Origin of the sequence: Chroococcidiopsis sp. SAG 2025 (assembly GCF_032860985.1) — a bacterium.
In the GTDB taxonomy this organism is placed as follows: domain Bacteria; phylum Cyanobacteriota; class Cyanobacteriia; order Cyanobacteriales; family Chroococcidiopsidaceae; genus Chroococcidiopsis.
Genome location: NZ_JAOCNC010000001.1, coordinates 2,410,886 through 2,429,387 on the forward strand (window position 1 = coordinate 2,410,886; position 18,502 = coordinate 2,429,387).

Annotated in this window: 21 protein-coding genes and 1 tRNA gene; 9 read left to right on the plus strand and 13 right to left on the minus strand. The window is 45.4% G+C overall.

Annotated features, from left to right (window positions below; translation table 11 throughout):
* Positions 1–63 precede the first annotated feature (63 nt).
* The 5 genes from rplK to rplS all read right to left on the minus strand — a co-directional run bounded on the left by rplK (position 64) and on the right by rplS (position 2,131).
* A complete protein-coding gene (rplK, locus tag N4J56_RS11665; RefSeq protein ID WP_015154770.1) occupies positions 64–489 on the minus strand; it encodes a 50S ribosomal protein L11 in 426 nt (141 codons plus the stop codon).
* 9 nt (positions 490–498) lie between these two features.
* A complete protein-coding gene (gene nusG, locus N4J56_RS11670) occupies positions 499–1,140 on the minus strand; it encodes a transcription termination/antitermination protein NusG (RefSeq protein ID WP_015154771.1) in 642 nt (213 codons plus the stop codon).
* Entirely contained in the window at positions 1,140–1,358 is a 219-nt protein-coding gene (secE, locus tag N4J56_RS11675) for a preprotein translocase subunit SecE (protein ID WP_015154772.1), read from the minus strand. Before secE ends, nusG begins: the two co-directional genes overlap by 1 nt.
* A gap of 225 nt (positions 1,359–1,583) precedes the next feature.
* Positions 1,584–1,656: transfer RNA gene (locus tag N4J56_RS11680), tRNA-Trp, on the minus strand.
* Between the two features lie 112 nt (positions 1,657–1,768).
* Complete coding sequence (gene rplS / locus N4J56_RS11685; RefSeq protein ID WP_039716820.1) at positions 1,769–2,131, minus strand: 50S ribosomal protein L19; 363 nt, start codon at positions 2,129–2,131, stop codon at positions 1,769–1,771.
* A gap of 365 nt (positions 2,132–2,496) precedes the next feature.
* Between rplS and N4J56_RS11690 the strand changes: the two genes are divergently transcribed.
* Together N4J56_RS11690 and N4J56_RS11695 are read left to right on the plus strand one after the other, a co-directional pair.
* On the plus strand, positions 2,497–3,045 hold the full coding sequence (locus tag N4J56_RS11690) for a phycobiliprotein lyase (RefSeq protein ID WP_317106603.1): 549 nt from the start codon (positions 2,497–2,499) through the stop codon (positions 3,043–3,045).
* Positions 3,046–3,274: 229 nt separating this feature from the next.
* The gene (locus tag N4J56_RS11695; protein ID WP_410500480.1) at positions 3,275–4,318 is read left to right on the plus strand and encodes a fatty acid desaturase; all 1,044 of its coding nucleotides are present in this window, start codon (positions 3,275–3,277) and stop codon (positions 4,316–4,318) included.
* A 40-nt stretch (positions 4,319–4,358) separates the two neighbouring features.
* Here the strand turns inward: N4J56_RS11695 and N4J56_RS11700 are convergent, their stop codons facing one another.
* The 4 genes from N4J56_RS11700 to N4J56_RS11715 are packed head-to-tail and all read right to left on the minus strand — an operon-like array spanning position 4,359 to position 8,889.
* Positions 4,359–6,068 carry a diflavin flavoprotein gene (locus N4J56_RS11700; protein WP_317106605.1) on the minus strand — a complete coding sequence of 570 codons (1,710 nt, stop codon included), beginning with the start codon at positions 6,066–6,068 and terminating at the stop codon, positions 4,359–4,361.
* 16 nt (positions 6,069–6,084) lie between these two features.
* Positions 6,085–6,744, minus strand: a complete 660-nt coding sequence (locus N4J56_RS11705) for a hypothetical protein (protein ID WP_317106606.1) — start codon at positions 6,742–6,744, stop codon at positions 6,085–6,087.
* Positions 6,734–7,129: a hypothetical protein gene (locus N4J56_RS11710; protein WP_317106607.1), complete on the minus strand. Its 396-nt coding sequence runs from the start codon at positions 7,127–7,129 to the stop codon at positions 6,734–6,736. The genes N4J56_RS11705 and N4J56_RS11710 overlap by 11 nt, the downstream gene beginning before the upstream one ends.
* Positions 7,130–7,167: 38 nt before the next feature.
* Entirely contained in the window at positions 7,168–8,889 is a 1,722-nt protein-coding gene (locus tag N4J56_RS11715) for a diflavin flavoprotein (RefSeq protein ID WP_317106608.1), read from the minus strand.
* Between the two features lie 150 nt (positions 8,890–9,039).
* Here N4J56_RS11715 and N4J56_RS11720 point away from each other — a divergent pair, with 150 nt between their 5' ends.
* Together N4J56_RS11720 and N4J56_RS11725 are read left to right on the plus strand one after the other, a co-directional pair.
* Positions 9,040–9,852 (plus strand): pantothenate kinase, encoded by an 813-nt coding sequence (locus N4J56_RS11720; RefSeq protein ID WP_317106609.1) that lies wholly within the window; start codon positions 9,040–9,042, stop codon positions 9,850–9,852.
* A gap of 109 nt (positions 9,853–9,961) precedes the next feature.
* Entirely contained in the window at positions 9,962–10,822 is an 861-nt protein-coding gene (locus N4J56_RS11725) for a sugar kinase (RefSeq protein WP_317106610.1), read from the plus strand.
* Here the strand turns inward: N4J56_RS11725 and N4J56_RS11730 are convergent.
* Both N4J56_RS11730 and murG read right to left on the minus strand, forming a co-directional pair.
* Complete coding sequence (locus N4J56_RS11730) at positions 10,819–10,986, minus strand: hypothetical protein (RefSeq protein ID WP_317106611.1); 168 nt, start codon at positions 10,984–10,986, stop codon at positions 10,819–10,821. The genes N4J56_RS11725 and N4J56_RS11730 overlap by 4 nt on opposite strands.
* Positions 10,987–11,147: 161 nt before the next feature.
* Positions 11,148–12,224 (minus strand): undecaprenyldiphospho-muramoylpentapeptide beta-N-acetylglucosaminyltransferase, encoded by a 1,077-nt coding sequence (murG, locus tag N4J56_RS11735; protein ID WP_410500320.1) that lies wholly within the window; start codon positions 12,222–12,224, stop codon positions 11,148–11,150.
* Between the two features lie 108 nt (positions 12,225–12,332).
* Between murG and N4J56_RS11740 the strand changes: the two genes are divergently transcribed.
* Together N4J56_RS11740 and N4J56_RS11745 are read left to right on the plus strand one after the other, a co-directional pair.
* Positions 12,333–13,250 (plus strand): nuclear transport factor 2 family protein, encoded by a 918-nt coding sequence (locus N4J56_RS11740; protein WP_317106613.1) that lies wholly within the window; start codon positions 12,333–12,335, stop codon positions 13,248–13,250.
* Between the two features lie 78 nt (positions 13,251–13,328).
* The gene (locus N4J56_RS11745) at positions 13,329–14,102 is read left to right on the plus strand and encodes an SDR family oxidoreductase (RefSeq protein ID WP_317106614.1); all 774 of its coding nucleotides are present in this window, start codon (positions 13,329–13,331) and stop codon (positions 14,100–14,102) included.
* A gap of 207 nt (positions 14,103–14,309) precedes the next feature.
* Here N4J56_RS11745 and N4J56_RS11750 read toward each other — a convergent pair whose 3' ends face one another.
* Positions 14,310–14,918, minus strand: coding sequence for a hypothetical protein (locus N4J56_RS11750; RefSeq protein WP_106547559.1), 609 nt, complete (start codon positions 14,916–14,918; stop codon positions 14,310–14,312).
* A 122-nt stretch (positions 14,919–15,040) separates the two neighbouring features.
* On the opposite strand from N4J56_RS11750, the gene N4J56_RS11755 reads away from it, so the two are divergent.
* Positions 15,041–15,349 (plus strand): hypothetical protein, encoded by a 309-nt coding sequence (locus N4J56_RS11755; RefSeq protein ID WP_317106615.1) that lies wholly within the window; start codon positions 15,041–15,043, stop codon positions 15,347–15,349.
* On the opposite strand, the gene N4J56_RS11760 is transcribed toward N4J56_RS11755, so the two are convergent.
* Complete coding sequence (locus N4J56_RS11760) at positions 15,327–15,920, minus strand: thylakoid membrane photosystem I accumulation factor (RefSeq protein ID WP_317106616.1); 594 nt, start codon at positions 15,918–15,920, stop codon at positions 15,327–15,329. The two genes, N4J56_RS11755 and N4J56_RS11760, sit on opposite strands and share 23 nt — an antisense overlap.
* Positions 15,921–16,539: 619 nt before the next feature.
* Between N4J56_RS11760 and N4J56_RS11765 the strand changes: the two genes are divergently transcribed.
* On the plus strand, positions 16,540–16,845 hold the full coding sequence (locus tag N4J56_RS11765; protein WP_015154790.1) for an ArsR/SmtB family transcription factor: 306 nt from the start codon (positions 16,540–16,542) through the stop codon (positions 16,843–16,845).
* A 296-nt stretch (positions 16,846–17,141) separates the two neighbouring features.
* Positions 17,142–18,476, plus strand: a complete 1,335-nt coding sequence (locus N4J56_RS11770) for an efflux RND transporter periplasmic adaptor subunit (RefSeq protein ID WP_317106617.1) — start codon at positions 17,142–17,144, stop codon at positions 18,474–18,476.
* Positions 18,477–18,502 lie beyond the last annotated feature (26 nt).

Consider the following 18,502-nt stretch of genomic DNA (forward strand, 5'->3'; position numbering starts at 1 on the left):
TTTTAGATTTTGGATTGAGGATGCTTCAAAAGCCTCTCACCCCTCACTCCTCGCTCCTCGCCCCTACTCGGTGACGTTTACGCCCATGTTTTTCGCCGTTCCTGCCACAATTTTCATCGCAGCATCGATATCATTAGCGTTAAGGTCGGGTAGCTTCGTTTGGGCGATTTCCCGCAACTGAGCTGTTGAAATCGAACCAACTCGCTTTTTATTTGGCTCGTTGGAACCGCGCTCGATCCCTGCTGCTTTACGAATCAATACGGAAGCAGGGGGAGTTTTGAGGACAAATGTAAAACTTCTGTCTTCAAACACCGAAATTTCTACGGGAATGACCATTCCTGCTTGGTCGGCGGTTCTGGCGTTGTATTCTTTGCAGAACATCATAATATTCACGCCATGCTGACCTAGCGCTGGTCCGACTGGCGGTGCTGGGTTAGCTTTACCAGCATTCAATGCCAGCTTAATGACCGCAACTACTTTCTTTGCCATTTCTCTGTTCTAGCCTTGTTTCTGAACCTGATTGAACTCCAATTCTACGGGCGTGTCCCGTCCGAAAATTGAGAGTAAAGCTTTTAGCTTACTCCGTTCTGGACTGACTTCCACCACTTCGCCTTCAAAGTCTTTAAACGGACCAGTTAACACGATAATTCGATCTCCAGCCGCCAAATTGATTTTGACCACTGGCTCCTGTTCCTGAGCTTGCTTAAAGATTCTTTCTACTTCTGGGGGACTGAGGGGTAGGGGTTTAACGTGACCGCGACCGCGACCGCTACCACGCTTTTGTTCGGCTCCCACAAAGTTAATGACGTGAGAGGTATTTTTCACCACCTGCCACGTTTCATCGTCCATTGCCATTTTGACAAGCACGTAACCAGGAAACACTTTTTCATCCGTTTCTTGTCTACTGCCATCTTTACGGATTTTGAAGGCTTTACTTTGCGGAATTTCCACTTGAAAAATGCGCTCGGATACGTCGAATGTCTGCGCCCGCCGCTCTAAGTCTGCTTTCACGCGCTTTTCACAGCCAGAGGCGACTTGTACGGCATACCAACGCGGCTTGCGATCTGCTGTGTCAGCGATCGCTGGTTTTGCCTCTTCTTCGCGGCGAGAGTCACCTGGCTCGTCTGTTGCAAAAGTCATCAGAATACCTTTCTTGCTGCCCAAGCAAACAACGCATCAATGAGGTAAATCATTGTGGCAGAAAGTGCCACCATTGATAGTACGGCTAAAGATTCGCTGATTAGCTGTTGGCGACTGGGCCAAACTACTTTATCAAGTTCCTCTTTAGTTCCCTTTAAAAAGTCGGTGACGCTAAATCCACTGCTTTGTTGGATCTCGGCTTCGTTTTTCTTGCTCACGGTTGCTTTACACCTCAATTGATAATAGAAGCGATCGCGGTTTAACCCTCACTGCTTGACTGTTTTGTTCAGACTGAGCAGTTCGTTCGAGTCCAGCCGATCTAACTTATTAGATATTTAAGATCTGGGTCGTCACCAACTAATTTTACCCAAAAGCTTCTACTTTTGCTGCCGATAGCTAGCATTCGATCGCGCTTTTGGGTAAGGGATTTGCGTGATTGAGAGCGCGCCCTGGAGGACTTGAACCCCCGACATCCGGTTTTGGAGACCGACGTTCTACCAACTGAACTAAGAGCGCACAAATTTGGCTGGATTCTAGTCTAACGCAATTTGGCGACCTGAAGCGCGATCTTCGCGATTGCTATTGGGTAATTTTTCTTGTGTGACTTACAACAGTTACCCAATTGCAATTACAGGGCGCGATCGAACCGTTGCTTGATCCGAGTTGCCTTCCCTACGCGATCGCGTAGGTAGTACAGCTTAGCACGTCGTACCTTACCGCGTCGCATAACTTTAACGCTATCAATTCGAGGCGAATGCAGTAGAAAGACTCGCTCTACACCTACACCCTGAAATACGCGGCGCACGGTGATCGTTTTGTTAATGCCGCTGTTACGCATGGCAATAACTACGCCTTCATAAGGCTGAGTACGTTCTTTGCCACCTTCTTGAATAATTACCCCGACTTTTACCGTGTCACCGATATAGATCTCAGGTAAATTCGACTTCAACTGCTCCGCTTCAATCGAGCGGATAATTTCTTGCGCGTTCATCATCTTTAAAAAACTCACAATCGTTAATCATAGCTCAATGTTCATCGTTCGGTCTAGGGGGTGTCAGTTATCAGTGACTCCTGACCAGTGACCAGTGAAGAAAGGGTGTAGGGTGTAGGGTTGACTTGCGACTTGTCCTCTAAATGTGTCAACAATTACAATCACCTATCCGCCTTCTTGGTAAGCTCTGGTGCGAAGTCACTCTGGAGAGTTAATTCATCTACTAGATGTCAAATTTAAGCATCTTGACTTAATATAGAGTCAATCGTTAAAAATATTAACAAGCTCTTGCTTTCTGGAACATCCCAAAGTAAAGGGGATAAGATGCACAAGGTAAATACATAGTATGTGAGGACTTGCTAACCGTGACATCACAATTAAAATTGGCTCAAGTTGATGAAGCATCGGCATCCCAGAAAGTTGCTGAGTTCTTTCGCAAGTCGGCGGGTGAATGGCGATCGCAGCGACGATACTACACGTTACCTGATGGTGAAACTAAGGAAATGGTCAGCTACATTACCATCAGGTTTTTAGAGTCGGGATGCGATGAGTTAAGAAAATTAGCGCAGTTACATCAATTGAGCGATCCAGATATCTTAACTTGTGGTGCGGAAGTAAGTTGGGAAAGCCGGGATTCGGTGTCACAGAAGAAGCAGTCAAAAGGTGCAACAATGTTCGGGGTTGCAGGTTCTACTTTGTATCGCGATCGCGGTTTTGCCACAACTAAGCCTGTAACAGCTGAATATTATTTTTTAGAACCGGAAACTATGTGTCTGCGGACTGAGTATAACGGCTCAGTCTTTGAGGAACAGTTAAAACTGATTGGCGATAAGTATCGCACGCGCCAGACAATTATTTCCCGTGCAGGGGAGCAACAGATGATCGGTCAATATTTGGAAAAACGGGTAGAATAACGTTTTTATCGGCAAAATTACAGTGTAGGGGCGCGCAGATGTGCGCTCTTGCACTTTTATGCATTATCTAGATCGAATTGACAATAAAATCAGATTGTTATTCTCGATAAAAATTCGTTATTAGCAGAGATTTATTCAAATTTCGTTACATTTTGGCATTACAATAAATGTTCGCTGTTTAAAACTAAAAAACTCTGTGCCATTCGAGCTTGTTAGTAGTGTAGAAAATCTGGGCAGCAAGGAAACTAGCCAAGATCGGGCAAGCCTTCCCTTCACGCTGGCAGAACTGAAAGCTGCAATCCCTCCTGAATGCTTTCAACCATCTACTTGGCGATCGCTTGCCTACTTTTTCTTAGATATCGGTATTATCAGCCTTCTCTACGTAGTGGCTGGTGCGATTGACTCCTGGTGGTTCTTTCCCATTTTTTGGGTGATGCAAGGAACCATGTTTTGGGCTTTATTTGTGGTTGGACATGATTGCGGACATCGCTCGTTTTCTAAGTATAAGTGGTTGAATAACTTAGTCGGGCATTTGGCACACACGCCAATTCTCGTCCCTTTCCACGGTTGGCGGATCAGTCACAGAACCCATCATAATAACACTGGCAATATCGATACAGATGAAAGCTGGTATCCAGTGACGGAAACCACATATCGACAGATGGCTTGGTATGAAAAACTACTACGCTTTCAACTAATTTTGTTTTTGTATCCACTCTATTTATTTAAGCGATCGCCTGGAAAGCAGGGTTCGCATTTCTTACCCAACAGCAATCTTTTTCGTCCTTCCGAAAAGTGGGATGTGATTACGAGTACGATCTGCTGCGGATTGATGATAGCTTTCTTGGGAGGGCTAACTTACCTTTATGGCTGGATATTTTTGCTGAAATATTACCTAGTACCATACGTCATTTTTGTGATGCGGTTGGACTTGGTGACATTCTTACATCACACAGAACCGGATATTCCCTGGTATCGGGGTGAGGAATGGTATTTCTTAAGAGGGGCTTTATCAACAATCGATCGCGATTACGGCTGGATTAACCCCATTCATCACGATATTGGCACTCATGTGGCACATCACATCTTTCTGAATATGCCACACTACCACTTGCGTACCGCTACGGAAGCAATTAAACCAATCTTGGGAGACTACTATCGCAAGTCTCAGGTTTCTATATTGCAGGCTTTGTGGCAATCCTATAAATCCTGCTATTTCGTTTCCGATACAGGCGGAGTTGTTTATTATCAACCTGCGAAGAAATTGCAGTAATTAGATTTGTAGAGACGTTACATGTAACGTCTCTACATTTTTAATAGTAATTCCCTGATTTACGGTGATGGACGGCAGTGATACCATCGGGGTTAAAGACTTTTCCGTTATCGGCGATCGCGTAGACAATCCAGTGATCGCCAGCTTCCATCCGATTATTAACCGTACATTCGAGATATGCCAAAGCATCAGTGAGAAGGGGACAGCCATTTTCCGATGTTTCCGTAGCAACATTGGCAAATCTATCCTCGCCTGGGGCAAAGGATTTCATAAAGTGCTTGCGTAATTGTCTTCCTTCTGCCAAGACATTTAAAACCAATTTATCGCCGCTATGCAGCATCGATTCAATTGCACGGTCTTTAGCAACAGCAATCGTCAGACCAGGCGGGTTGAATGTGGCTTGAGATACCCAAGAAGCTAGCATCGCACTGGAAATTTCTTCGTGCTTTTTAGTGGTGACGACGCATAGAGAACCGACAATTCGTCCTACAGCTTGTTCCACATTGCTAGCTGGTTGACGTGCGATTCTGACTTTTTTCGCCCGTTTGATACTATGGGCAAAATCCGTGCCTGTTTCTTCACATAGTTGCAAAGTGACATCAGTAGGTTTGAATTTGACGCGGATTGGTTCAAATGCAAATCGGTAACCAGCATCTTTCAGTTTGCCTTCGATTAAATCTATTGCCTCTCCACTCCAACCAAAGGAACCAAAAACTCCAGCCATTCTGTTACTGCTAGAGGTAGAGAGAATGATACCCAAAGCAGTTTGAATTGGAGTTGGTGCGTGTCCGCCAAGGGTGGGAGAACCGATGACAATCCCAGCAGCTTTTTCTACAGCTGTGCGGATCTCGTCAGGTTCGGCAAATTCGCAGTTGATCGATTCTACTGCGACTCCAGCTTTAGTAATTCCACGGGCGATCGCCTGTGCTAGTGTTGCAGTACTACCATAAGCCGAGGCATAGAGCAAGGCTACGGTTAGATCCTGAGAGGTTTGCTGTTTGCTCCACTGACGATATGCTTGGGTTAGTTCGATCAGCCCATAGCGAACGATGGGACCGTGACCCACACCATACATTCTCACAGGCAGTTCGGAAAGTTTTTCTAGCGCTGTTTCTACTTGTCGTGCATGGGGAGCCATGACACAATCGAAATAATAGCGACGGTCTTCGTTGAAAATTTCCCAACCTTCATCAAATACTTGTTCGCCGCACAGATGTGCGCCAAAAAGTTTATCGGTGTAGAGAATTTCGGTTTGCGGATCGTAGGTACAAAGGTGGTCGGGGTAGCGAGGATTGGGAGTGGGGATAAATTGTAAAAGATGCCCTCCACCTAAATCTAAGGTTTCTTCACCCCGCATGACTAAAATTGATAATTCTCGATCTTCTAAGATGGTGCGTAAATTTTTTGCCCCAGGATTAGAACAGATAAAAGTAACTTGGGGGGCAAGTTCTAGTAAGGCTTTGAGAGTAGCGGCACGATTGGGGTTGACGTGTCCTAGAATAACGTAATCTAAGCTTTTGAGGTCGAAGCGGTGTTGTAGAGCTTCGAGATAGATTTGGCTAAAAGTTTCGCCGGGAGGGTCGATTAAAGCAGTTTTATTGCCTTGAATGAAATAGGAATTTGCCGTTGTACCCTTGGCAAGGGCGTATTCAATTTCAAAGCGTAGCCGCGCCCAACTGCGCGATCGCACTATAGTTGTATCGATGCCGATGGGTAACACTTGAACGTCGCGAGGTTTAATTTCTGACATAATTCTACGTGTTTGACTATTTCAATATGACTAAACGCAGTTGCTCCAACATTTGACCGCCTACTCTAAGAACTGAATTAGCTTGTTCGTCAGATATTTCTAGTTCGTGTATTGCTCTGCTACAAACTGTGTTAATTTCCTTCAGTACTCCTAACCAAGCAGCAGGTATATGCTCCCTATAAACGAGTTCTTGTGCTAAACCCACAATACCTATCGGACGTATAGAAATATCTATCTTATGCTCGTAGGCGATTCGTCTGAGTTGCCTTTCTATTTCTATCCTTAATTGTGCTAAGGCTAATGAATTATCTACACCAACTAGCTGATTTAAGCTTAAATCCCAAGGTAAAGGTTGAGGAACTGAAACTTCATCTTTTTGTCGATCGCTCCTCGATTCACTCGTTGCTATTTCTACAAAACCTTTGCTAATCAGAACTTCGTCAAACAATATATCATCTACAGGCGAACTCGTTTTTTGATTTCTTTCTATAAACCGCTCGAAAGCAGATAATGCAGCAACTGTAGTCATACCTGAGATGATTGTTAGCACTTGGTCTGTCCCAGATATTGTCTCATTTTTTCCAACTACAATCAGCAGATAAGCTGTCACTGAGGCAAGAATTAATCCTGCAATTATGCTACGAAACCCTTCAGTTTGTGCGGGTTTACGAATCATCTCCTTTACCTCTACCTAAAAATGCTTCTTTTGCCAAGTCTGGTACAAGTTGGTAGAGAAATACTCCTATTACTAGTAGCCCTGCTTTAGTCGAGCCAATACTAAAAAATACTAAACCTATTGTAAGAGCAGCAACAGAAACACTTATTCGTCGCCATATTTGTACGTTCTGTATTAATCGCTTCTGTTTACCTTCCTTAATAATTTCATTTTGCTTGATGAGTTCTCCCCTGATTTGAGTCCAAACCAAAGCTTCTTGAGGAGAATTGGCTTTAGCTATGCGTTCTTCTACTTGTAAAAGGGCGGTAGTTTTGTTAGCAGGAGTGTCAGAAGCAGGTTGCAATTGAGCAGATATTTGTTCTAGCTTTCCCTCAGCCTCTGACATTCTCCTACCTTGAAATTAATACAACGGTAATCTCAATCCTAATAAGAGTTACCTAACTTCCGGTGGTGGACGGCGGTGATAGATTCGGGTTTGGAGACGCGACCTGCATAGACAGTGCAGTAGACGATCCAGTGGTCGTTGCACTCCATGCGACTAGCGACTTCGCATTCCATATAGGCAAGGGCATCGGTCAGGATAGGAGAACCATTCGTTGCCATTTGGGTTTTGACTCCGGCAAAGCGGTCAGCACCAGGTGGGAAGCGCTTGAGAAAGTGCTTCATCAGGACTTGGTAGTTACCTTCTTCGAGGACATTTAACACGAAGCGATCGCCGACTTGCATTAAAGACTCAATCGCGCGGTCTTTTGCCACTGCTATTGTGACTCCCAAGGGCTGGAAGCTTGCCTGAGCAACCCAGGAAGCTAACATCGCCCCAGAGAGTTCGCCTTTTTGGGTAGTGATGATGTAAAGTCCGCTGCTGATTCTTCCCAGGGCTTTTTCTAAGTCGGCGGCGAAAGCTTTTAACTGTTTAATACTGCGATCGCGGGTAAGTAATTGTCCTAAGTCCGTTCCCGATTCTTCGCACTGCTGGTATGTATTCTCTGTAGGAGTATCTTGAATCCGAATAATGCCAAAAGCTGGAGTCAAGCCCAAGTTACGAAACTTATTTTGCAGTGGATAAATCGGTTCGTCGTCGCCACCCCCAGATTCAAATAGACCGAAGACTTGCTTGGCTTTGACAGCTGCCAAGATCGTACTGAGAGTATCGTGGGCAGGATCGCTGAGGCTACTGGGGGGCATTCCGATGACAACTCCGACGCTGCGACCGACAATTTCTTGCACTTCTTGCTGGTCGGCTGTCCGCATATCGACCATCTCAACAGCAACACCCGTTTTATCTATCCCGTGGGAGATAAAAGCAGCGAGGCGATCGCTGTAGCCGTAGTCTGGAGTGTAAAACAGGGCGACGGTGGTTTCTGTCTTAGCTTGATTTTGGCTCCACTTGCGGTAGCGTCCGGTGAGTTCGGCGACATTGTGAGAGAGTAAGGGACCGTGACCAGTACCAACGATCGCGATCTTTCCTAATTCACCCATCCGCTTCATGGCAGAGATCACGGAACGAGCGTTAGGAGCCATCAAGCACTCGTAGTAGTATTGAAAATCGGCTTCGATCGCGCTTAAATCTTCATCAAACAGGCGCTCGTCGCAGTAATGTAAGCCAAAAGCATCGCAGGTGTAGAGGATTTGGGTGGCGCGATCGTAGGTAAAAATAGTATCGGGCCAATGCAAATTGGGAGCGCTGACAAATTCCAGTTCGTGTCCGTTACCTAAATCGAGCCGATCGCCATTTTTGACGATTTGGCGTTGGAATGGTTGGTGTACCATGTCCTCAAGAAACTGCAAGGCAACTTTGGAACCGACAACCGTGGCGTTGGGTGCGAGTTGCAGCACGTCTTTAACCAAACCGCTATGGTCTGGCTCGGTGTGGCTGATAATGATGTAATCTAGCTGTGAAAGGTCAATTAGACCTTTGAGGGTATCTAAATATAGATGGCGAAATTTTTCATGGGAAGCATCAACTAAGGCAGTCCGTTCGCCCTGAATGATGAATGAGTTGTACGTTGTACCGTTTTGCAGACCGTATTCGATGTCAAAGCGATCGCGATCCCAGTCGAGCGATCGAATTGCTGTAGTATTGGCAGCAATTTCACTTGTCTGGATTGTCAGGCGATTTTGCTTTCTATCGGCGAGTACTACCATTAGTCCTCTCCCCTAAAATTTTTAAGTATTATTTCCTTATCTTCATTCTCTCACGTCTTTCTTGTAAAGCTTTATTAAATAAATTATCAATGGGTTAAAAAAGCTAAAAGTAAGTCCTAAGTCATAAGTCGGAATTAACTGATAACTGAGATGGAAACTTGGTTGGGTTTGGAAATTGGTAATTCTCGGTTGCATTGGGGATGGTTTGCAGGTGAAAATCTCCAAATAACTTGGGATACTCCCCATCTTCCTGAGTCGATTGAGCAACAGCTAGCTCAGTGTAAGACTTTTGCCGATCTTCCTCAAGAAATTCTGTCTTCTATCGACTCAAATATCTCTGGGCGCATAGCTCGCCCCTACCTCTTACCTATCTACATTGCTTCTGTCGTTCCTAGTCAGACAGTGCTGTGGCAAGCATACCCAGAAGCACACGCAATTTCGCTAGATAGAATACCCCTTTTGAGAATTTATCCCACTCTGGGGATCGATCGCGCTTTAGCTGTGTTGGGAGCTGGAGAAACTTTCGGTTTTCCCGTCTTAGTTATCGATGCAGGAACAGCATTAACTTTTACAGGTGCAGATGGCGATCGCTGTTTGGTTGGTGGGGCGATATTACCAGGATTAAGCTTACAATTGCAGTCCTTAGGGCAAAAAACAGCTAATTTGCCTTCGATCGCAGCTTCAGAAATTCTTTCTTTACCCAAACGCTGGGCAATGAATACTCCAGAAGCAATCCAAAGTGGAGTTATCTACACGCTAATTGCTAGCATTCGCGACTTTATCACGGCTTGGTGGGACAAATTTCCCGATAGTCAGATTTGTTTTAAAGGAGGCGATGGTAAATTGCTACTGGAATATCTGCGATCGCTTTATCCTGAACTTACCACCAGAATCATTGACGAACCCAATCTAACCTTTTGGGGGATGCGATCGTCTAGACAAGGAGCGAGGAGTGAGGAGTGAGGAGGGAGAAAGACAAGGAAAACAAGGGGGACAAGGGGACAAGGAAGCAATTCGCACGCAATTAACTCACCACATCCTACACCCTGATAACGATCGCTGATAACTGATTATGAATGGACTATTTATTGGTTTAGTCACTCTAGATTTTGTCTATTTAGCTCCGTCTCCACCAACTAACAATCAGAAAATTGTTGCCTCCGATTATATTGTTGCAGCTGGGGGTCCTGCTACTAATGCTGCCGTCACATTTAGCTATTTGGGCGATCGCTCTACTTTGTTGGGAACAGTAGGAAACCACCCAATTACCCAGCTAATTCAAGCAGATTTGGCAACTTATGGAGTGGCGATCGCAGATTTAGCACCCAGCCAAACTGCACCGCCGCCTGTCTCATCAATTATTGTCTCTCAAGATACGGGGGAACGGGCAGTAGTTTCTATTAATGCTGTCAAAAACCAAGTTACCCCTGAATTTATTCCAGAAAATATTTTACAGGGAATCGATATTGTTTTAATCGATGGGCATCAAATGTTAGTAGGTGAGGCGATCTCGCAACTTGCTAAAGCCAACAACATTCCTGTTGTTGTTGATGGTGGTAGTTGGAAACCTGGATTTGAAAAGGTTCTAGCTTTTGCAGACTATGCCATCTGTTCTGCCAACTTTTATCCCCCCAATTGTTCCAATATTGAGGAAGTCTTCTCTTATCTTTCCCAAATGGGAATTCCTAATATTGCAATTACTCAAGGAGAAAAACCCATTCAATTTTTAGCTGAAAGAAAAACCAAATCTCTAGAAACTCCTCAAATTAAACCTGTAGATACTCTTGGTGCAGGAGATATTTTTCATGGTGCTTTTTGTCACTACATTCTTCAGGGCAATTTTCCTGAATCTTTAGAAGCTGCGGCAAAAATTGCTGCTCAATCTTGTCAGTCTTTTGGTTCTCGTCAGTGGATGCAAAATAGAAGGGATTAACGATCGGGATTAGCTTCTTCTACTTGCTCTGCTTCAAAATCAACTTTATTATATAAATCTTCTAGAGAAATCTGAAAGAGAATAGAATGTAGGGCAATGACTTCATCCTCCACGTCATATTCTCGAATTTCCCAACGCTTTTTTCCCGTCTTCACATACTGCATGAGATTAATTTTAGTTTGGTCTATTAATATGTATTCTTGGAAAGAGGCAATAGTTTTATAATCCTCAAATTTTGTTTGGCGAAGGTCGCGTTGTACAAAATATCGGAGGGCGGGTTTAGGAAGATCTCAGATTGCAGCAGAGATAGTTGGTAAACCCGCCCCTACTGTACTATTTCGCGGACTAACTGTGCCAATCTTTCAGCACTATCAACTACTGCGATCGCACCTGCTTTTTCTCCCATTTGAGCTAACTCTTCGGGTGAATGCAACAAACTTAAAACTTCTTTGGTTAAAATTTCCGGTGTTAATTCTGGTTGGCGAAAAACTAAAGCTGCTCCCGCTGCCCCTAAAACTTGAGCGTTGTAATATTGATGATCTTCCGCTGCTGTCGGTAGAGGAATAAAAACTGCTGGTTTGCGGGCGATCGCTAATTCCGTTACCGTACCAGCTCCAGCTCTGGCAATCACCAAACTTGCCCGATGCAACAGCCGCGCCATATTGTCATAAAAAGGCAGCGCGATATACTGCGGATGTTTCAAACTTTCCACGTCAGGATCGTTACTTCCCGTCTGATGCACCACCCATGCTCCAGCCTCAAACCAAGCCGCAGCAGACTGACGTACTAACTTGTTGACAGCTACCGCTCCCTGACTGCCACCGACAATTAAAATCAACGGTACGTTATCAGGAATAGGTAGATCTAAAGGTGGTAAAGTATCCAGCGCCTCTACTTGAAACTGCGATCGCACGGGCGTACCTGTAAAGATGGTTTTGACTCCAGGTAAGTATTTTGCTGCTGGTTCAAACCCAATCGCAACAACACTACACCAACGACTTAAAAAGCGAGTCACTTTACCAGGAATAGCGTTCGATTCGTGCAAAATTACGGGTAAACCAAGCGATCGCGCTGCAATAACTGCTGGAGCCGCAATATATCCGCCCGTCGTTAACACCCCCTGAAACTGCCCCTGTTTTAGTAGCTGTCGCGCCTGAAAGATAGCAAGGGCAAGTTTAGTCAAAATTCTTACCGTGCCCAGTCCCAAGCGTTGCTGAATGCCTTCTACATCGATAGTATGCAAGCGATATTGGGATGGGACTAATTGAGTCTCTAATCGATTCGGAACCCCCAACCACTCAATCTGATAATCTGGTAACTGTTCCGCAGTGGCGATCGCCGGAAACAAATGTCCGCCAGTGCCACTTGCTGCAATCAATAGTCGCATCCGTGCATCCCCCATTCCCTTCTACCAAGTCAAGACACAGGTTAACCTAAGATAGAGCAAATGATGTTGTTTTTGGTCATTGGTCATAAAGTGCGAATTGCAAATTGCAAATTGCGAATTGTCATGACAGCTAACTTGCTCAATCGGGAAATATTTAGGCGATCGCCAATGGGTAAAATCTTGAATTCTCTGTCTGCTTGCTTGTTAGTTCCAGTACTGCTAGCACTCTCTGTCACAGTCTCAAGCAACCATACCGTTGCCCAAGCTCCAGTACAAACCCCGCCAGCATCCACCCCTACTAATGCGCCTCAGCCTCAGCCACCAGTACCGCTCAACGCACCCGCAGAACTGACAAACATAATTGCGCAAATCGATGCGGCTGCCAACCAACGCAACATTAATGAGGTATTAAAGTTTTATAGTCCCAATTTCACTCATTCCGATGGCTTAACGCGCCAAAGCATGACGCAAGCTTTAACTAATTTGTGGAAGAGTTACCCGCAGCTCAAGTATCAGACGCAACTACAATCGTGGCAACCTCAAGGCAAGGCAATTATTGCAGAGACGGTGACTAAGATTACTGGCACGCAGCCGCAAGCAGTTGGTAATACGCTACTCGATGCCACCATTAGATCCAAACAGCGGTACGAGAACGGTCAAATCGTACAGCAGGAAATTCTTTCAGAGCAAAGTCAAATTAAAACTGGTGACAAACCGCCGACAGTAGAGGTCAAACTACCTCAGCAGGTAAAACCCGGGCAGCAATATAACTTTGATGCAGTCGTGCGAGAACCATTGGGCGACGATTATCTCCTCGGTGCGGCGATCGAAGAACCAATTAGACCAGAGAATTTCACAAATCCGGCGCGGGTAGATCTAGAGTTACTCTCATCAGGGGGATTATTTAAAATTGGTCGCGCTCCCATCAAACCCGATCGCTACTGGGTTTCTGCCGTACTCATCCGAGGCGATGGCATGACACTGGTAACTCAGCGCCTTAATGTAGTAGGCAAAAATCCACCTGCGGCGCAGAAGCCATAACCGAAGTCGGGAGTCGGGAAATTTTGACTTTTGACTTTTGACTTTTAACTTTTGACTTTTGACTTTTAAGAAAGGAGTATGGTTTCAGTCCGACATCAGATTGTATTAATTACGGGTGCAAGTAGTGGCATTGGTGAAGCGACAGCGCAAATATTTGCCCAAGCTGGTGCTAAGTTAATCTTAGTAGCCCGTCGTCAAGAACGATTGGCACAATTGGCAGACGATCTCAATAAAGAATTTGCCAGCGATATACATACTATGCAGTTGGATGTGCGCGATCGCACCAGTATAGAATCGGCTTTAGCTCAGTTGCCATCTGAATTCTCCGCGATCGACGTTTTAATTAACAATGCTGGTCTGAGTCGCGGTTTAGACAAGCTCTATCAAAGCAGTTACCAAGATTGGGAAGAAATGATCGATACCAATATTAAAGGGTTACTCTACTTTACCCGCGCGATCGTCCCAGGAATGGTAAGTCGCGGACGGGGACATGTTGTCAACCTCGGCTCGATTGCGGGACATCAAACTTATCCTAATGGCAATGTGTATTGTGCTACTAAAGCCGCTGTCAAAGCAATTTCTGAAGGCTTAAAACAAGACTTACTGGGGACTCCCGTGCGGGTTACATCCGTCGATCCTGGGATGGTAGAGACGGAATTCAGCCAAGTCCGATTTCACGGCGATACCGAACAAGCAAATAAAGTGTATCAGGGACTCAAACCCCTCACGCCGGAAGACGTAGCCGATGTCATTTTCTTCTGCGTCACGCGATCGCCCCACGTTAATATCAGCGAAGTTTTGATGATGCCCGTGGATCAATCTAGTTCGACTTTGTTTAATCGCCAAAAATAGGAGCGAGGAGCGAGGAGTGAGGAGTGAGGGAAAGAGAGTGGTGCGTGGTGCGTGATGAAAGGGTGTGGGGTGTGGGGTGTAGTGGATTGTTAACTGGTCACTGCTCAGAAGCTCTCTGCTCCCTCTGCTCCCTCTGCTTCCTTGTCCCCCTTGTCTCCCTTGTCTCCCTTGTCCTCTCCCTCGCTCCTCGCTCCTCACTCCTCGCCCCTAACAAATCGGTCGATTCCCAGGATTCACAGCATGAATGTACTCGCTACCAGAATCGGGCCAGCCGCGTTTGTAGGCGGCTTCTTGGGGTTGACCCCAACCCAGTTGCAGAATAATTTCCAGAAAATTTATATTTTCTGATTTCCACAGAGTCGCCCATTGGGTTCGATGCACGATCCTTTCGACATCAGCTGGCGTAATCTGTCGGTAGCCTTTGCCGTGATTGATACTCAGGTAAATATCCATTCCTGCCGTGACTTCTCGCCAAAACTCGGCGATCGCCGTCTTATAATCTTTCAAAATCTCTAAATCTTCAGGTACGGCGATCAAGTGGGCATCAACTTCAGGATATGCGATTGTTTTACCTTTAACCGTCATCTGTCGCCAGACAATGCCAGATACGCCATGTTCTATCTGGTAACGATGTACTGCTGCCTTAAAGTCTTGATAGGCAGTAAATTTTTGCAAGCCTTCGGGTTTGAGATACTTGTCGATCGCAATATTACCCGAAGGTTGCGCCGCCAAGTTGAGCCTTTGTCCCTGGAGACAGGCTTGGCGTTCGGCTGCCAAAATCTCAATTAGCTCCTGTGTAGTGTACGCTTTTGTCATTAACTAGTGGCTAGCGGCTAGTAAAACCAGTGACTAGTTGGGGCTATTGCGGATCATTTTGCCTAAAAATTGTCCTTTTGTCTGCGCATCTGCAATACATTTTGAGGAGTGAGGAGTGAGGAGTGAGGGGCGAGGTGAAGGACAAGGGGGACAAGGGGGACAAGGAAGCAGAGGGAGCAGAGGGAGCAGAGGGAGCTACTTCCAAGTCACAAGTCATAAGTCACAAGTCACAATTAAGCCACGCACCACACCCCACAACGCCAGTTGCTTTAACGGAGGGCGACGAAGTCCGCGATAGCGCCACCTCCAAGAGCGCACTGGCTCCCCCACACCCCACACCCTTTCATCACGCACCACGCACCACTCTCTTTCCCTCACTCCTCGCTCCTCACTCCTCGCTCCTCACTCCTATTCCGTCACTTCAGAACTAAATTCATTGAAAGAGCGGCGTTTCAACTCAGGTGATTCGGTGCGGGGTAATAAGTCAAATACTTCTCGCAGGGTGTCATCTACTCTTTCGTAAGGAACTTGTCCTGTTTGATTCAGGACGACTTTACCCGCTTTGTTGAATATAACAACTTGCGGGACTGCACCCTTGTAGTAGTAGCCAGGTTCGGTGGGCTTGTAGGTCAATTCCGGTAAAATGGTATCTACATTGACAGGAATGATATCTGTTGCCCGACCATAGAAGGCTTGCATCCGCGATACTGTTGAAGCATACTGCTTACAATCGCTGCAATCGTCTAAGTACAACACTAGCAGCGTGGCGCGATCGCTTGCTGCCATAGATTTTTCTAGCGTTGTTTTTGGTGGTACTAGTGAGGCATTTCCACCATACAACACAAAAACGTTCCCCTCATAATTGTCGTCGTTGATTCCTGCTAGGGCAGAGGGTATTCCCAAGCAGTACGAAAATACGACGAGTAGTAATAACAACTTAGTCAACAATCGTCTCCATCGACGTGTCGCGTTTGGAGGTGACTGGAGCTGAAAAAAATTCATTGCAGCAAACCTTAGATTTGAGCCAATAGTCCACATCTACCATTAGACTATTTTTTTGCTGTTGGTTGTTGGTTGACGGTTGACAGTTGTTGTTTCTCAGCTCAAGAGCTGCTCCCCTGCTCCTCTACTCTCTTTCCCCTGCTCCCTACTCCCTACTCCCTACTCCCTGCTCCCTTTCTTCACCGACAACTGATAACCGATAAGACAAATTGATGTTAATTTTGTTAACTACATCTATCTTAAGTCGGAAATCAGAATTGGTAATTTTGATTTAATCTATATAAGGAGAAGCAGGAGCTAAAAATTCTGTCATAGCAATAGAAATTGGAGGTTTGAAGTCGCAAAAATCTGAGAAAGGTGTAGATTCGCGATCGTTCGTTCAATCTGGGCGCTAGCGGTTGACAGGAGCGATTAATCGATGTATATCAATATATAAACGGCATAGTTATTTAGACAGGGTTATTTATACATAGTTACTGAAACTATGTTACTGGAACTATAGGTATTAAAACTAGGAGTTATTGAAACTATAGTTATTCAGGCATAGTGATTAAGACTATGTTATTAAAACTATGTATTAGGTTGCGTCGATTGGTTGAGTAACTAGGAAATATTTCAAATGGACGCAGCCCAATTTCAGCAAGTGGCAAAAGCTCTAGCAGAGCCACGACGATTGGAAATTCTAACAGCGATCGCTACCCATGATGAGCTATCTTGCCGAGAAATAGTCGAGCAGTTTCCTGTATCGCAAGCAACAGTTTCTCATCACATTAAGGAGTTAGTTAAAGTCGGTTTGATCGAAACAAGGCGTGCAGGACAATACTGTTATTACAGTTTTCGTGCGGAAGTTTTGTCAATTTATATTACTCAGTTACAGCAACTTTTGACAATAAATATTCAACAAAAATCGCCGGAACGAATTTAAGTGAATTGAATTGGGGACAACTAATAATCTCGATCGCGTATAGAAGGGAATTTAAAGCTATTACGAATATAACTTTCACCGAAATTACAGGAGTCACCACTTAAGTAATCAAACCGCTAACTGACAACTTTTTTGTGGAGACGTTACATGTAACGTCTCTGATAACTGTAGAGTTTGGTATTGACCGATGGATTATTACACAAAGGTGAGGCAATAAGCCAAAATTACAATTCTCTTTAGAGAATTCCTGACTCTTCGTTAGTCAAAACTTTTATTTAGTAAGCTTTCTATTCAATATGGAATCATCAGAACCTAAAGCATCCGGATCAGATGAAAGAAAACAAGTCCAAGACAAACCGCCTGGTAGACGCAAGCCGTGGATGTGGTTACTAGTCGGTCTAATCGCCATTGGTGGCGGAGTTGGACTGTGGTATTTACTCGCACCCAAAAATCAAAACGCCAATTCAGCCGCACAGCAGCAACCGCCAACTAAGGTGAGGCTAGCCACCCTAGAATCAGGGGCAGTCAGCGAAAGTAGCGAGTATATTGCCAATTTAGAATCGCGACGATCCGTGACTTTACAGCCGAGAATTGAAGGACAAGTCTCTCGTATCTTCGTTCGTCCAGGCGATCGCGTCAATCGGGGAGCAAACCTAATTCAAATCGATCCAGAAGAACAACAAGCAGCCGTTAGGAGTTCTAGCGCCGCGATCGCAGCTGCCGAAGCAGAAGTGGCAAATGCCGAAGCAACCCTGAGTTCCTTGCAAGCAGAACGCCTTTCCAACTTGTCGAATGTCAGATTCAATGAGAAAGAATACAAGAGATATTCTGACCTTGCCGACCAAGGAGCAGTTGCGCGATCGGTTGCGGACGATTATACCAACAGAATTGCTACGGCAAAAGCCGAACTCAATGCGATCGACAAACGCATTGCCGCTCAGAAAGCTACCGTAGCTCAACAGGAAAAAGCCTTGGCAGAAGCAAGAGCGAATACCCAAGGACAGGAAGCGCAACTGAAATACTACACGATTACCGCACCCTTTGCGGGTACAGTGGGGCGAATTCCGGTCAAAGAGGGGGATTTTGTGAACACGTCAACCCAACTCACGAGCGTCACCGAAAACCAACCCCTAGAAGTCAATATCTCCGTACCCATCGAACGAGGACCAGAACTACGCCAGGGGATGCCAGTAGAGCTGCTTGACGGACAAGGCAAGCGTGTAGGGACGAGCAAGGTCTTTTTCATTGCCCCCAACACCGCTACAAATACCCAATCCGTACTCGTCAAATCTCTATTTGAAAATTCTCAAAATCAACTGCGTGCCGACCAATATGTAAGAGCGAGAGTCATTTGGAATCAACGCCAAGGCATTCTCGTTCCCACAACGGCAATTAACCGAATTGGCGGGCAAAACTTCGTCTATGTAGCAGAATCAGCACCACAACAACAGCAGTCTCAACAGGCACAATCGGGACAAACACAACTGATAGCACGGCAAAAACCCGTGAAATTAGGCAGCATTCAAGGTAACAATTACCAAGTCCTCGAAGGACTAAAACCTGGAGAGCGAATTATTACTTCAGGACTGCTTAACCTTAGAGACGGCGCACCGATCGCTCCTGAATCTTAAAGAGACAAGGGAGTCAATGGTCAATA